General features: G+C 48.7%; 12 protein-coding genes. All 12 read right to left on the bottom strand.

Annotated features, from left to right (window positions below):
- Positions 1-4 precede the first annotated feature (4 nt).
- Genes HB364_RS21165 through HB364_RS21220 form a run of 12 tightly spaced genes read right to left on the bottom strand, consistent with a single transcriptional unit; the run spans position 5 to position 13,853 of the window.
- Positions 5-2,806 (bottom strand): hypothetical protein, encoded by a 2,802-nt coding sequence (locus tag HB364_RS21165; protein ID WP_167290314.1) that lies wholly within the window; start codon positions 2,804-2,806, stop codon positions 5-7.
- Positions 2,796-6,221, bottom strand: coding sequence for a hypothetical protein (locus HB364_RS21170; protein ID WP_167290315.1), 3,426 nt, complete (start codon positions 6,219-6,221; stop codon positions 2,796-2,798). Before HB364_RS21170 ends, HB364_RS21165 begins: the two co-directional genes overlap by 11 nt.
- A 4-nt stretch (positions 6,222-6,225) precedes the next feature.
- Positions 6,226-6,624 (bottom strand): GPW/gp25 family protein, encoded by a 399-nt coding sequence (locus HB364_RS21175; protein ID WP_167290316.1) that lies wholly within the window; start codon positions 6,622-6,624, stop codon positions 6,226-6,228.
- A 2-nt stretch (positions 6,625-6,626) separates the two neighbouring features.
- Positions 6,627-6,887: a PAAR domain-containing protein gene (locus HB364_RS21180; protein WP_167290317.1), complete on the bottom strand. Its 261-nt coding sequence runs from the start codon at positions 6,885-6,887 to the stop codon at positions 6,627-6,629.
- Positions 6,888-6,892: 5 nt separating this feature from the next.
- A complete protein-coding gene (gene vgrG / locus HB364_RS21185; RefSeq protein WP_167290318.1) occupies positions 6,893-8,563 on the bottom strand; it encodes a type VI secretion system tip protein VgrG in 1,671 nt (556 codons plus the stop codon).
- The gene (locus HB364_RS21190; RefSeq protein WP_167290319.1) at positions 8,563-9,219 is read right to left on the bottom strand and encodes a CIS tube protein; all 657 of its coding nucleotides are present in this window, start codon (positions 9,217-9,219) and stop codon (positions 8,563-8,565) included. Before HB364_RS21190 ends, vgrG begins: the two co-directional genes overlap by 1 nt.
- Before the next feature lie 6 nt (positions 9,220-9,225).
- Positions 9,226-9,387 (bottom strand): DUF5908 family protein, encoded by a 162-nt coding sequence (locus HB364_RS21195; protein WP_167290320.1) that lies wholly within the window; start codon positions 9,385-9,387, stop codon positions 9,226-9,228.
- A gap of 1 nt (position 9,388) precedes the next feature.
- Entirely contained in the window at positions 9,389-9,829 is a 441-nt protein-coding gene (locus HB364_RS21200) for a phage tail protein (RefSeq protein ID WP_167290321.1), read from the bottom strand.
- 9 nt (positions 9,830-9,838) lie between these two features.
- Positions 9,839-10,270 (bottom strand): phage tail protein, encoded by a 432-nt coding sequence (locus HB364_RS21205; protein WP_167290322.1) that lies wholly within the window; start codon positions 10,268-10,270, stop codon positions 9,839-9,841.
- Between the two features lie 48 nt (positions 10,271-10,318).
- Positions 10,319-12,148, bottom strand: coding sequence for a phage tail sheath family protein (locus HB364_RS21210; protein WP_167290323.1), 1,830 nt, complete (start codon positions 12,146-12,148; stop codon positions 10,319-10,321).
- A gap of 26 nt (positions 12,149-12,174) precedes the next feature.
- Positions 12,175-13,260, bottom strand: a complete 1,086-nt coding sequence (locus HB364_RS21215; protein WP_167290324.1) for a hypothetical protein — start codon at positions 13,258-13,260, stop codon at positions 12,175-12,177.
- Between the two features lie 5 nt (positions 13,261-13,265).
- A complete protein-coding gene (locus HB364_RS21220) occupies positions 13,266-13,853 on the bottom strand; it encodes a DUF4255 domain-containing protein (protein WP_167290325.1) in 588 nt (195 codons plus the stop codon).
- Between the last annotated feature and the right edge of the window lie 103 nt (positions 13,854-13,956).

Below are 13,956 nucleotides of genomic sequence, written 5' to 3' on the forward strand. Positions count from 1 at the left end.
TGAGTTATCCTAAAATAGTCTTGTCCAAAAACACCCGGGTGTTGTTCTCTTCCCCTTCGTCTTCGCAGCCATGCAGGGTAGCGGGGAAGTAGTCGCTACGTTGCGCCTTCAGCACCAGCACCAGTTCGCTTTGCTTTTGCAGGTATTCTGCCAGCTTGGGGAAGTAGGTGTTGGCATCGCTTTGTTGTAATTCATACTTTGCTTTCCACCAGGCGGCAACGGCGATTTCATAATTCGTCATGCTTTCCTGGTTGATCCAGCAGATCCTGAGCAATACCCCCACCTGCGTTTCTTTCCTGATCAGCTTTTCAATAAAGTCGCGGTAGTGCACATCGGCATATACCGGTATCCAGGAAGGCAGTACAACAGATGCCGTGAAAGAGTAGGGATCAAATCCGCCGCAGGCGGTGCAATCATCGTCGGTACAAATGCCCAGGAGTTCTGTATTGAGCGTGATATTATTGGCCTGCACGTAAATGAGGAACTCATTGGTGAGGGTAGGTATCCTTAATAAAATATGTTCCAGCACATGGAAGTAACCCCTTTCATTTTTATCTGCCACGTTAATGTCGGCTACGGTCTTCCGTTTATTGTTTTTCACCAGCTCACAACCCAGTAAGCGGCTCAGCCTGTTTTCATAACCGGCAATGGGTGTTTTAAAATAATCCAGGTCGGCCAGTAAATTGATGGCGGCGCCCCGGTTGGCACTGATGGCAATATAATTGAGCAGGAACTTTTGTTTCAGTTCAATCAGGTAATTGTAATAGTCTGCTTCATTGATACCGAGGTTATCGGTAGACAGGTAGAAATAGTTATCAATCTCCTGCAGGTTCTCGGCAAACCGGGATAGTAAGTAGTCCAGGCTTGCATTGCGCCTTTTTACAAATTCACTGGCAGGCTCAATGATGTCCTGCCACTTGCTGTCGCCACTGGCCGTCAACAGGTAGTTTCTCCGCCACGCATTGTCTGTGCTCTTGTATTGGATATGCTGCACGGTATCCCACGACAGGCTTTCTTTCAGTTGATGCAGGTCTTTCAGGAAGTTGGCGATCAGTTGCTCAAACAACAGGAGGTATCCTTCCAGTTGTTTTGACTTGAACAATTCTGGCTTATCCAGGTAAGCATCCGGCAAGTTCTTACCTATTTTATACGTGGCCGGGAATTCATCGGCCAGCGAATAATGCAGGGCGAGGTTGCGGTAGGTAGGGTTCAATACGGGGAACGGTACATTGGAATGGCTGTATTTTACGCTGTTCGTTTGCAGGAAGGTCAGCTTTATGATGCTTTCCTTGAAGTTGGCCAGCAGCGGCAGCTCATTTTTATAGAAGGTGAGCTTGCTCTTTCTTTTATTCAATACCGGTTTGAAACCCGGTGGTACCGTGATCACCCATTTGTTGGTATTGGTGATCGTATTGCCGTCATCATCTGTCAGGAACAGCTCCACATTACGGACATTGATCAATCCTTCCGTTTCATAAATGGCATTGATGATATCTGATAAGTTAATCGTGAAGTTCTGGAAGGAGTTTTCTCCCATTTCTTCTTCGAGGATGAATCCATGGGCGAGTTTGGGACCTTCCAGTATTTCTTCCATCGCCTTTCCTTTGGCTTTGAGTTCCTCGAAGGTGTAAAAAGGAATAGAGGGCGATATGTATTCAATGATCTTATGGAAGATGGTGGCCTGCACCTGTTCTATATCCACTTTGCTGTCTACATCAATATCGGCGCAGATACGGAAGTCCATGGTAGGGATGGCCGACAACTGCGGCAGGTAATCTTCGGCCAGGTTCCTGTTTTGGTGCAATACGGTTTGTATGTCGGCATACGCCTTTGCCAGGGCCTGTATTTTTTTGAAACAGGTGGTAAAGAAGGCAAAATTGTTTTGGGTAAGCAGCACCTTCAGGTCCTTGCCGGCAATGCCTTTTTTCGTTTCCAGGAAGGGCTCAAACAATACATCTTTAAAGGTAAAAGTGAGTAGGCCATTGCACAGTACTTCTATGTTGTAATACCATTCCTTCAATACGCGCTCATCCAGCTTGCCGTCGTTGTTGTTGTACTTGTTCTTGGGCGAGGGCAGTATATTCAGCGTAACGTTATTGGGGTTGGCGGTATACACGTTGGCTATTTTCTGCAGCACGTGTTTGTTGTTGATCAGCTCATTCCAGTTGCTGATATCATAGAATATATCGCCAAAGAAGTCCTTTTCATACACGCCCTCAAAGGCTTCACCACTGTCAATATTCCCCAATATAGGCTGCGCTTCAAATTCAATATGGATGGCGTACAGCCCAATGATAAATACCGGCGCGCTGTTTAATATGCCGGCATGATGGGCCACGGGAATGGGAGGATCCTTCACGTCTTTCTTCAGCACCAGCTTTCCACCTTCTTCATACACATACATGGGTTCGTAATCCAGTTTGATGCTGGTATTGGGATCGGTGACCGGTGTGATCCAGGCATTCCTGATCAGCGGCAGGTCAATCAATATCTTCCTGAAATCATTGATGGTAACGGGATGGCAGGGCAATATATCCTGCGGATAATAAAAGGCATGCGCAGGGAAGTTACCGGAATCGTTGGTGATCAGGTCCTGCATCGGGAAATTCATCCGGTAGCCTACATCGGCCAGCGCATAGCAGAGGGCTTCCATGATCGTAATACCGGGATCATGGATATTATGGTCTGTCCAACCGGCCGATGAGGTTTGCTGTACATAGGTCAATGCCTTTTCCCGCAGCAGGGAGAAGTTCTCCAGCAGGGCAGGCAGGGCCTTTTCGTCTATATGTTCATTATTAACTACCATAAGGAAGAACCGTTATCGTGTGTTCGTTGGCTGAGGTTAATAGATGGATAGCGCTGGATGATTCGATCTCATCAAATACCTCCAGGCCGTTCCGTAAGATCTTCATGGTTTTGATGTGGTGCACGTAGGGCAGCTCATCAATGAAATCAATTAAGGTAGCGGCGAAGATCTTTTGCGAGAGGGCAGGGGCGCTGCTGGCCTCAAAGGCCCAGGGCGAAAAGAATTTCATGATGTCCCTGTTCAACTGGTCGCGGTAAAACAGCAGGTCCTGTATGTCCTTGTTCGCCACCGCCTCTAGCTCCACAGTGACCACATCCCACCGGGCATTCAATACCTGGAATTGCAGGAAGGCAGAAGTCTTGGATTCTATATAGGACTTCACCGCCGATAGTTTTGACATGGGGATGGCCGGCTGGAAATTAGGATTCTGCGCATTCACCAGGTAATAAGGGATCAGCGAGATCAGCGTATGGGCCGGTCTGGCTACAATGCTTACACTCGCATCATCATAGAAGGCATGGTTCAGGCATTTTACTTTGTAGATGTTGCTGAACTGTTCCAATATGAGTTGCTCTACATCCCATTGGTTAATGCCCCGGTTTTTATGCCGCAACCGCTGACTGCTGCGCCAGAAGTAATGCTGGTCGGTCTCTGTTTCACGGCCATTCAAGGAAGGCGTATCCTGGGTTACCGATTTTACATTGGCGGTCTTGGGATAAATATTTTCGATGGTGGCGGGCGCTACCGATTTTTTAGCTTCCTGGTTATTGGCGTCGAATACGCGCTCAATGGCTACCCCATTGGTTTTAATACTGCGTATGTTGGCTACTACATCATAGTTTTTATCGCAACGGGCAATCAGCCAGTAGGTATTGGCGCCGTACACCAGGTTATTGGTATGCGTGGCGGTTGTTGGAAGGGTGAGTTGCACAATGCCCGGCTGCAGGAAGTTGTTGGTGGTGTCAATGATCCGGGAGGGATCGAGGGCTTCTATTTTTTCATCGGTAATGAAATGCCAGGTTATTTTCGCTTCCTGCTCCGATTGCTCGGCGGTTTCCTCCGCTATATCAAACAGGAGGCTGATGCTTTGCCCCGGCGTAATATTGGTAAGGCCGATGTAGAGATCACCTGCAAAATCATTGAAGCCCAGTATGGAATAATCCGGTAAGAAGGTGAGGCCGGTTGATTTATTGACCTTCTTCTCACCAAAGGGATATAGATGGGTGGTGAGGTTATTGTAATAAAAGTCGAAGAGCCTGATCCTGTAAAACAGGTGCCGGGTGAGCAGGGCCTGCTTTTGCTTGTACTTATTGGCAAAGGGTACGAACAGGGAGGTCATAAACCTTTTCCGGTTCAGGAACTCTTCTATAAATAACAGGGGACCTGTGTTTTCTTTTTCATATACGAGCTCTTCCAGCGTGCCGCTGAGCTCAATGGATTTGATGAGTAATACCCTGGGGAGTGGGGTTGAAATGAGCGTTACAATGTTGCCCCTGCTGAGGGTAGACAAGGCCGTATAGATATGGTCGGTTTCCAGTCTTACCCGTAAGCTGCTGCTGTTGTTGTTATTGAAATCGTTGATCGTGCTGCTCTCGTTGCCCTGGGGTATGCTGGCATTAGCGCCATTGATGGTAACGGGCACATTCACTTTTACCTTCTCTGCCCAGTTGAGCGTAATATCAATGGTTTTGGCGTATTTGATAAAGGGGTGATCAATGCGGAAGGCGGCGCCCGCCAGGGATTGCGCGCCGAATGCCGCAAAGCTGGTAGCTCCGTCAATGAGGCCAAAGGAAGTTTGTATTTGCGACGGTGCGAAGGTTTGCTGGTTCAGCTTCACCCTGATCTTTGCGATCTGTTGCTTCAGCAGGAATTTATACAGCAGCCCGTAATCATCTGCCGGGTCACTGTCTGTTGCCGGGGAGGCCAGCTTCAACCGTATATTCACGCCTGTTTTCACCGGCACTTTCAGGTCCTTTTCAATCTTCGCGCTGAACTTCAGTACCGCACCATTGATCGTGGCAGCGGTAATGGCCAGGGCTGTTTCGGTGCCATCACTCAGCAACAGGGATACCTGTGCGTTATTTACGATATCGTCGCAGGCGGGCGGGTCATTGTCAAACTCAAACTCCACATCAATGACCGTATCTTTTTTCTGGATATTGGTCAGCATCTTGCTTTCTATGCCCATACCCGTGTAGGATTCACTCAGGTCATTGAAGGGTATCCAGGCACTGTTGGCCTGCCATTCCACATTGGCGGCATCTTCTGCGGCCATTACGGTAAAGAGTTCGTTCTGCTTTTTTACGCGTACAGATGATTTGATGGCAGCGATCTTTGCGCTGTTCAATACCATGTCTTTGGTCGACTGGTAGTAGAGCGTTTTGCCGGCGCTGTTCTTCCCTGCTTTGAACAGGGTATTCCGCGCCAGGAAGTACTGGTTCACATTTTTGGCCAGCTCCAGGCTCACATAAGCGGTGTCGGCCAGTATGGGTTGTTTCTTTAGCTGCAGGATGTCGCTGAAAACAAAGGCTGTGTTTTTATGGATCAACTGGTTGTACTGTGCGTCGTACAGCATGACCAGTTTGCCAAAAACGATCAGTAAAACAATATGCGGTTCATGGGTGTTGGTAGTGGTGGAAAGCTCCTGCAGTTTATTGGTGGCCCAATAGTTGAACATTTGCTGCACCTGCATCAGTGCCCTGAAGAAGGTGTACGCATATTCATTGGCCGCTTTTATTTTGTCGTAATCATTGGCGTAGATGGTGAGCACCGGGCTGCCCGGCCCGTTGGCCGGATTGTAATAAGCCGCTAAAGAGGTGGTGAGCCCGTCATCAACCGGCGGGAAAACAATGCCATTAAAAGCAGGTGCATCTACTTTGTGCGCATTCTGTATGAGCACAGGCGGGCCTACCAGGCATTCCTGCAACAGGGAGTTATACCTTATAAAGAGGTTGCTTACCGTATCGCTTTTCAGGATGGAAAGCACCTGGGGCAGGCTGTCGCCGTTAATGGACTCGCCCATTGTTTTGTAGAACCAAAACAGGTACTGGAGCACCTGGAAGCGCTGCCAGGCCAATTTTTTATACTCATCTGCAGTCAGCAGCACATCGCTGGTAAAACCATTGATTTGCGGCAAGGCAGTAAAGTAATCATGCAGTTCGGTGGCGGAGATGGTGACAAACCTCGATAACTGGAAGATGATGTCTTTCTTCAGCAGGTCGTTCCAGCTATGGGAGCTGGCGCCGGTATCATTAAAGAAATGAACGTCTTTCGACAGCTCAAAGATGATCTTGAGGTAGTCTTTCAGCGAGTCTGTCCGGATGGAAAGCCCATCCTGCAGCAACAGCTTATTGCTATAGGCCACCGCCCCTTCTGAAAGCGGGTAGTTGGAGATATTTGATATTAGTTTGCCCACAGCATTACGCGTTTAGATAAAAAGGAAAAATGAAATTGTTCCGCTTCCTGGTAGAGACCACGATGTAATCGAGAAGCATCAGGTATCTTCCTTCCAGCGTTTCATCTGCAACGAAATCTATGTTCAGCGGCCTTATCCTTGCTTCATAGAGGGCGATGCTTCTTACCAGCACCATCCGCATGTAGGTTTTGAAATGCTCGTTGATGCTTTCAAACAACATGGATTTGAGGGCACTGCCATAGTTAGGTTGCATCACCCTTTCACCGAGTTCGGTGGTGAACAGTATGTAGAGGCTTTGGTTAATATCCTCCACGCCGTCGGCCATTGCTGTTGTATTGCTGTCGGGATCGAAGTGCGGGGGAAATGCCCAGCCTGTGCCAATAATTTCGTTTTCTGTGCTCATAGTTATCCTATTTGAACAGTGGGTAACCCCACGGTGATACCGGAACCATTTCCGGGAACGTCGCCAACTCTTATGGCGGGTTTTCCGCCGATCAGTACAGTGGTGCTGCCCATGGTAAAGGGGCCCGGTACATTACCGGACGACGGAGTACTGATATCGCCTGCCACGGCGGCGGGCAGGCTGCCGATCAATACCGTGGGCGTGCCTGCACCCGTAACAACACCATCTGAGGTCACATCTGTTATTCTTCCTGCTGCCGGCATAAGCGTTAATTAATAAATACCATGGAACCTTTTAGTTTCAAATTGCCTGAGGCAGTGATCTCCACCGCTGCGCCATCTATTTTTACATTGGCATTGGCCTTGATCACGATGTCCTTGGTGCCCGTCAGGTTGATCTCACTGTCGTTCATCACGATCTTGTTGGAGTTCTCATCCTGGATGGTAATGGACTTCTCGTCTTCCGAGATCACGATCTTATTCCCATTCTTTGTCGATATCTCATGTATACATTTCTCATCGTTCCAGGCCCACTTCATACCTTTTTTAGTGATAAATACTTTATCGTAGTTATCATCTTTAAACTCTGTATGCGGCGGGAACTTGGGACTGAAAGCAGAACCTATTACAATGGGTACATCGAAATCATTACCCATGAATGCCACGATCACTTCATCGCCTATCTCCGGCAACAGCACCATGCCGTATTGATCACCTGCATAGGAAGTGGACACCCGCGCCCATATTTCTTCCTGCGCATCTTTCCAGCCGGCGATCTTCACTTTGATGCGGTTTAAGTTGTCCGGGTCTTCCTGTAGCTGCGTTACCAGACCGCTCAGTATTACCGGCCGGCTATTGGCAGGATGCAGGTTGTATTTACAGCTATAGGATTCATGGTTGAGGCCAAACTGCAGGTAGGTGCTGAAGCCACCATCGCTGTAGTCGTGCATCACAGAGGTGATGATGAACTTCCCATCGGCGAGGGCATTAAATCCCTTTACTTCGATGGTGCCACCGGGTTTAGCGGTCAGGTTGGCTCGCAGGTGCACCAGCCCATTCTGCCGGGAAAGCGCTTTCAATTGTGTGGCGGCGCCCACCAGGTCGGTACATTCCATTTCGTTGAACGTACGGTAATTGATGCCCGAATGCTTGCCTTTTACGGTGGCCGGTGTTGCAGCCGGCGCCTCTTCTTCACTGGTGGTTTCATTCTCCAGCGAGCTGAGGCTAAAGCTGATCAGCTCTTTCTCCACCTGGTATTTTCTCTCATCCTGCTCCATCTCCAGCTCATATACATTCTGTCCGTATTGGGCGGTGATGATCTTCGTAGGGTCAAACTCCTGCGTGGGTTTGTCAATCGTCACCGTATCTTTTTCTGTATAGATAAAACAACCATTGGCCTCTGCGCGGATATTGATAAAGTCCCAGTCGTTCAACCCGTTCTTCACCAGTTGGGTATGCTTTACCATGAACTGGCTGGTGAGGTGGCTGGTAGCCAGGCTGCCTCCATGCTTGGATACGATAGCGTTAATGATGTCCTTGTCCGATTGCTTGGCAAATACTTCCGTCGCTGTGCTCAGCGCCATGTTCACCAGTTTGTTCTTGGCCGTTACCTGGAAGCGGGTGCCGCTGGTGGAGTTCTTGTATTTATGCCGTACAATATGGCCTTCAAATAATACGATCTCGTCAAAGTCCAGCTTGGCCTTGATGGCAATGGGCGCGCCTGCCACTGGCAAGTTGCCGCCAAGCGGATTGGGTATGATGGATTCGCCCAGGCCGGGAGATTGCTTGAAAACGATCTGGGCGGATGAGATGTACTGATAACCCTGTTTTACCTGTATGGATATGACCTGGAAATCGGCCGGCAATGGTTGATTGTTAATAAACACATTGCAGGCGTATTTACTGTAATCAATAGCTGGTAAAAGGTCTGTTAACGCCATTATTTAATGGTTATGTGTTCACGTAAGCTGTTCAGGTCTTCTGTCCTTGCCATGTCAACAGCCTGCACTACACTGTTGGTGACGGTGAAGGCGGTGCTCAGGAAACTGGCTACATTGGATATGGTATCCAACGCCTCCGGCACCTCGAATGAGTTCAGCACATCCGTTTTAGGATCGGGCACAAATTCATTAAAGGTGGCTGATATGGTAGCCCTCAGCGGGATGCCGAACTGGCTGAACAGGGTATAGTTCACGGAATAGCTTTCTATTTCGCAGGTAAACATGAACGTACCCCATACCAATAGCAATTTGGGCAGCTTCAGGTGTCCATCCTTCTGGTTGATGGCCAGCAGGTCTTTTTTCTCCGGCATCACCACCGACCCGAATTTGGTAGTCTCCAGCAGCACAATCCTTTGGTCGCCATTGGCGCCGGTGCCATCCACCAGGAAGTCGAATGACATTTTCTTGGGACTCACCGAAGTGACAGGCGTTTTGGGCGCATCGGTACCGCTGGCTTCCTTTTGGTCCTTCGTGAAACTGTATTCCACTTTATAGCTCGATGGGTTGAACATGGCTAAAAAGATCCTTGGTTTCAACAGGTCCGCCGGATTGTCAAAACTCTTAAAGGACAGTATGGTCATTTTCATTAAAGACATACAGGATCAGCGTTGTTTTTTCTCTTCGAGGATCTCCATTACTTTTTCCACTGCTTGCTTCACCACTTCTTCCACTGGTAGATTACCTGCTTGCGTCGCGGCATTGGTAGCGGCGGTATTCTTTTCAATGTTGGTGGTGATCACGATCTCATGAATGATAATGGGCATCTTATGAGTTGATTATTTTGAAATACTGGTAATACAGTTCCAGCGATTCGATGACCAGCGAGCTGCTTTCTGCATTGAAATTGGAAATGCTCCACTTTAAAGGGTAAGCATTGAGGAACCGGTAGGCCATGAGGGGTTCCTTTTTTTCATTGAGCAGTGCAACGATGATGGTGGCCGGTTGTATTGACAGGTTCTCGACTGCGTCCCTGCACCAGTTGGTTAAGGTAGACTGTACGGCCAGCCCGCGCTTCAGCACGAGCGGCGTATAGTTGGCGCGGGTGGGCAGTTTCTGGGTAAACCTGTTCTCGCCGCCTTCCACCACATCTTCTGTTTGCAGCTCCATGCCGATGCCTGCCACATCCTGGAAGGCAATGTCAATGGGTTCATTGCTGATCTCAAAACTTACCCAAAAGGAAAATCCTACTGGCGGATAACGGCTCATAATGATGGTTTAAACGGCTTCAATCACCAGCCCTTCATGGGCCATCTCAATGGTTTCAACAGCTACTTCATTGGCGTCGCTCTTCAGGTCGGGCGCTGTCACTTTCGTGGGCCAGGCATTTTTCAGGCGCCAGATGTATACCGGCTCATGGTTTTCATTGAGCAGGGAGATGGTGATGTCGCGCCGTTCTATCTTGCTCAGCGATACAGTATTGAGCCATTGAAAGAATTCATTGTCGCTGTTGAACATGCCGCGTTTCAGGGTCACGTTGCCATACTTCTGCAATCCCGGCATTTTTATTTTGTGGTATTCCGGGCTGGAGCCATCGCGGTATTCGATCATTTCATTTTCGATGTTGAGACCGGTAACTTCTGTAAAACCAATTTTTGAACCGCCCCATTCCACCCGGAAGTGGAATTTTGGGAGTGGATAATTTGCCATAGTAAATGATTTTTTATGTTATGCTGACAAGTGTTTTACAATATTTAATTACGAAACAGCCAGTTTATGAGAGAAGCGTAAGATGATGAACTCAGCAGGGCGCACCACGGCCAGTCCGATCTCTACGATGAGCAGTCCATTAAGTATATCATCCTGCGTCATGGTTTGGTTAAGGCCCACCGCTGTGTAAAAAGCATGCTCCGGTTTAGCGCCCTGTAAAGCCCCTGCTCTCCACAGGTTGGTGAGGTAGTTATCAATCATCCCTTTCACCCGCACCCAGGTATTGGCATCATTGGGCTCAAACACAAACTGACGGGAAGCATTCTGGCAGCTTTCTTCCACCATGTTGAAGAACCTGCGCACATTCACATAGCGCCATTCGTTGTTGTTGCCGGCCAGTGTGCGTGCACCCCATACCAGGTTGCCCCTGCCTACAAACTGGCGGACGCAGTTGATGGACTTGCCATTCTCCGCATCCACGTTAAAGTCTTCCTGGTCCAGGTCGCTCAACGCCACTTCCGGTTTCTTAACAGCGTTGAGGGATATATTGGCCGGCGCTTTCCATACCCCGCGGGTCCTGTCTACAGCGGCATATACACCGGCGATGGCAGGAGAAGGAGGCAGTAAGAGCGGTATACCCAGGAAGGCTTCTTTCAGCCTGCTCTCAAATACAGAGTTAAAGAACGGTATGATCTTCGACAGGAGGGTTGTATTCAAGGTGCCATAGTTGGTTTCGTCAACACCTTTGTTCGTCTCCAGGTCGGTCCTGATGGCTGCATCGAGGGCGCCATAAGAAGCCATCACTTTGGCCTGCAACTGGGCCAGCAGGGTGGCCTTTTCATTGGCTGCTGTATCGACATAGTTAAACTTGGTGAGGGCGCCGGCAATAGCGGCATCCGCCTGTACCTTGATCTGGTCGGTCAGCTTCTTGGTATTGTCTGTTAAGGTTTGCTGGGCGGCCGGAACGAAATAAGGCAGGATGGCGTTCTTCTTGCTGTTGATATCACTGATCTTATTGGTATAGGCTTCCGTACTGATGTTCTTAAAGTAATCGTCATTGAAGGCGGCAATGACATTGTTCACATTGAATAATTCTTTGGCTGCCTTGTAGTTGATGTTGTTGAGCAGGTTGGCGGCTGCATTGGAACTGATCACATCGGCCGCAAAGGTCATCTTGATATCCGCGGTATTGAAATCGTAGCTATAGGTGGTCTCCAGGTGCGGGAAGTAAGCCGCGCCGTATTTAATGGAATCAACATTGTTGGAGATGGTATTCCTGAATTCCGTTTTAGATTTCTCTGCCGATACTTTGCTGCCTGTAAGCTCCCTGTTTACATCAATCACCACAAACTTGTCCTGCAGGGCGGCCACTTTTTGCAGGGCGCTGTTGTACACATCGTAGAAATGGTCTTTGTTGGCCAGTCCCGCCAGGTCGGGCAGTATGATCAGGGTTACCTCATCTACCAGGTCCAGCTTCAGTAGCTCATTCTTATAGGTATTCACATCTACACCGGTGCGGGCAAAGCCGCCGATGGAGTGAATGTAGCAGGGGCCGCCGCCATTGTCGAAGTAATGCTTCACGGCATAGTACATGTTGTTCACGTAAGGGGAGGCCGCTACTATTTTTGCTTCTGCGGGCAGGTTCAGCTTCACCAGCACTTCCGCCTTTACCACATCGGCAAAGCCATAATAAAACTCATAATCAGCGAGCGAGTTGATCTTTTTGGCTACGCCGGTCAGGTCTGCATCTTTTAGTTCCGTTGCTTTTTGGGTAACGCCGAAGAAGCAGGGAATGGCGGTTTCTACCGAGGCCACAGAGGGTGGCAGCTTTACGATTTCTTCCAGGTACACACCGGGAGTTTTATAACTAAATGCCATGTTTGATTTTTTTAACTTAAAAAAAATTATTTAGTGATAATAATAGTTGCTGTATTGGTGGTTGGGTTGTAGTTGTTCATAGGGTTTACCGTTGTATGGTTCTTCTTGGCGCCGTTCTGTATGGTTACCTGTTTCAGTTTGTTGAGGTACACCTGGTAGTTGTTGACCGTTCCTGTTACCTTCTTATAATTCGGCATTTGCGGATGAGGACCTGCTACCGCACCGGGCACCTCTACCCCGTCGAGAAGCAGCTTGGCTGAAGCGTCAAACTGGGGCGTGTTAACGGTCAGTGCCACCGTTGCCTGGAAGGAAGGGAAGTGCACAATGAAGTTGTTCAGGTCGGCATACTTCGCAGGGTTTGTGTCATTCACCGTGAGCGCGCTGACAGGGATGCTCACCAGGCCAATCACGGAGGTGGGCAGGGAAGTATCTGTAACCAGTATTTGGGGAAAGCTTTTCAGCAGGCTGTTGTCGGAGTTCTTGTTGAAGGAAAGCGCTGCTGTTTTGTTGAGTACTTCCCGGAGTGCTTTGTGCAGCGTTGCCAGGTCTTCGTCTTTGGTGATGGGAATAACAGTGGCATCCACGGTCACTTTCAGGTCCAGCAGGTGAGTAGCATCACCCAATGGCGTTTGTAGTAGAGACCGTATGCCTGCCAGTGTCACATCGGCCGGGATATGGGGTACCAGGTCGCCGGCGGCCATGACAGCCGCATTGCCACAAGGCTTGCAGGCGATGGTTTTCTTGTTGAAAACATAATCAGCAGCACCAGGCAGTGGCTTTACAAAGAGAATACGCCGGTTAAAATCAAGTCCGCTGAACCGGGCCTTCTCCATATCAACCGCCGTGATGTAGAACAGCAGTTGTGCTGGTAGCAGGGCCGCAGGCGTGGCCGGTGGACTGATCCCGAAATCAAAAGGCAGGAAGAGCCGGGTAAAGTGATCAGCCGTTACGATATGGCCGTTTACGCTGTTGATGGCAGCGCTGAGTGCAGGAACAGGGGTGAGCTGGAACATCCGCTCATTGGTAAAGTTGATGACCTTACCGGTACTGTTGCCTTCCGCCATAAAGTTGGCCGTATAGTATAAGGTTAGTATTTGCGTGAGTTTCTTCAAGGTGATTAGTTCTTTTTGTGTAAGGCATTGACCATGGTTTCTTCAATCGGCGGACCACCCGGTGTGATATCCGCATTGTCAACCGGGATGGTTTTAAACTTGTATACCACAGAAGGGTGGTACTTGCCGCCGAAAAGTCCCCACAGGTAATTCGTTTGTTCATAGTTCAGCGATACAAATTCTGCTCTCACTTCTTCCAGGTTGGCCGGATAATTGGCAGGCACTACGGCCGTTGTTTTATCAATGCGTGGCTTGCTCTGGAAGTACTGGACTACATTTTCCAGCATATCAATACCGTCGTAATTCTCCAGGCTCTTGGTGTAAAAAGTAAACAGGCAGATGACGTTCAGCCATACCGGTGGTTTGCGATAGTTGATCTCATTATTGACCTTAACATAGTTATCAGGCGACTTCAGCATTTTTTCCTCTTCAATGTTTACAATGCTGATCACAATCTTATTATCTATTGTGCCATCTGTTTTATCAACAATGTTGTTGAGGTTGGCGCTTATGACAAAGTCACTGCTGGCGCCAATTTTATTGGAGATAAAGGCATTGAGATCATCTTTTAAAAAGGCAATGAAAGGCCCCATGGTATTGATTCGTTTCAGAAATGAAATAGTACAACCGTTCACCTGCGTATAACAGGTGTTACAAGACTGGATTTTACCCCTCTATATCTTTTTCACTGAATAC

The organism is Paraflavitalea devenefica, from assembly GCF_011759375.1.
Lineage (GTDB): Bacteria > Bacteroidota > Bacteroidia > Chitinophagales > Chitinophagaceae > Paraflavitalea > Paraflavitalea devenefica.

Bases quoted from the DNA above. Each gene is read 5' to 3' on its own strand.
- vgrG (WP_167290318.1), bottom strand. From the start codon at position 8,563: ATGGCGTTAACAGACCTTTTACCAGCTATTGATTACAGTAAATACGCC.
- HB364_RS21190 (WP_167290319.1), bottom strand. From the start codon at position 9,219: ATGTCTTTAATGAAAATGACCATACTGTCCTTTAAGAGTTTTGACAAT.
- HB364_RS21200 (WP_167290321.1), bottom strand. From the start codon at position 9,829: ATGAGCCGTTATCCGCCAGTAGGATTTTCCTTTTGGGTAAGTTTTGAG.
- HB364_RS21175 (WP_167290316.1), bottom strand. From the start codon at position 6,624: ATGAGCACAGAAAACGAAATTATTGGCACAGGCTGGGCATTTCCCCCG.
- HB364_RS21195 (WP_167290320.1), bottom strand. From the start codon at position 9,387: ATGCCCATTATCATTCATGAGATCGTGATCACCACCAACATTGAAAAG.
- HB364_RS21220 (WP_167290325.1), bottom strand. From the start codon at position 13,853: ATGGGGCCTTTCATTGCCTTTTTAAAAGATGATCTCAATGCCTTTATC.
- HB364_RS21205 (WP_167290322.1), bottom strand. From the start codon at position 10,270: ATGGCAAATTATCCACTCCCAAAATTCCACTTCCGGGTGGAATGGGGC.
- HB364_RS21210 (WP_167290323.1), bottom strand. From the start codon at position 12,148: ATGGCATTTAGTTATAAAACTCCCGGTGTGTACCTGGAAGAAATCGTA.
- HB364_RS21165 (WP_167290314.1), bottom strand. From the start codon at position 2,806: ATGGTAGTTAATAATGAACATATAGACGAAAAGGCCCTGCCTGCCCTG.
- HB364_RS21180 (WP_167290317.1), bottom strand. From the start codon at position 6,887: ATGCCGGCAGCAGGAAGAATAACAGATGTGACCTCAGATGGTGTTGTT.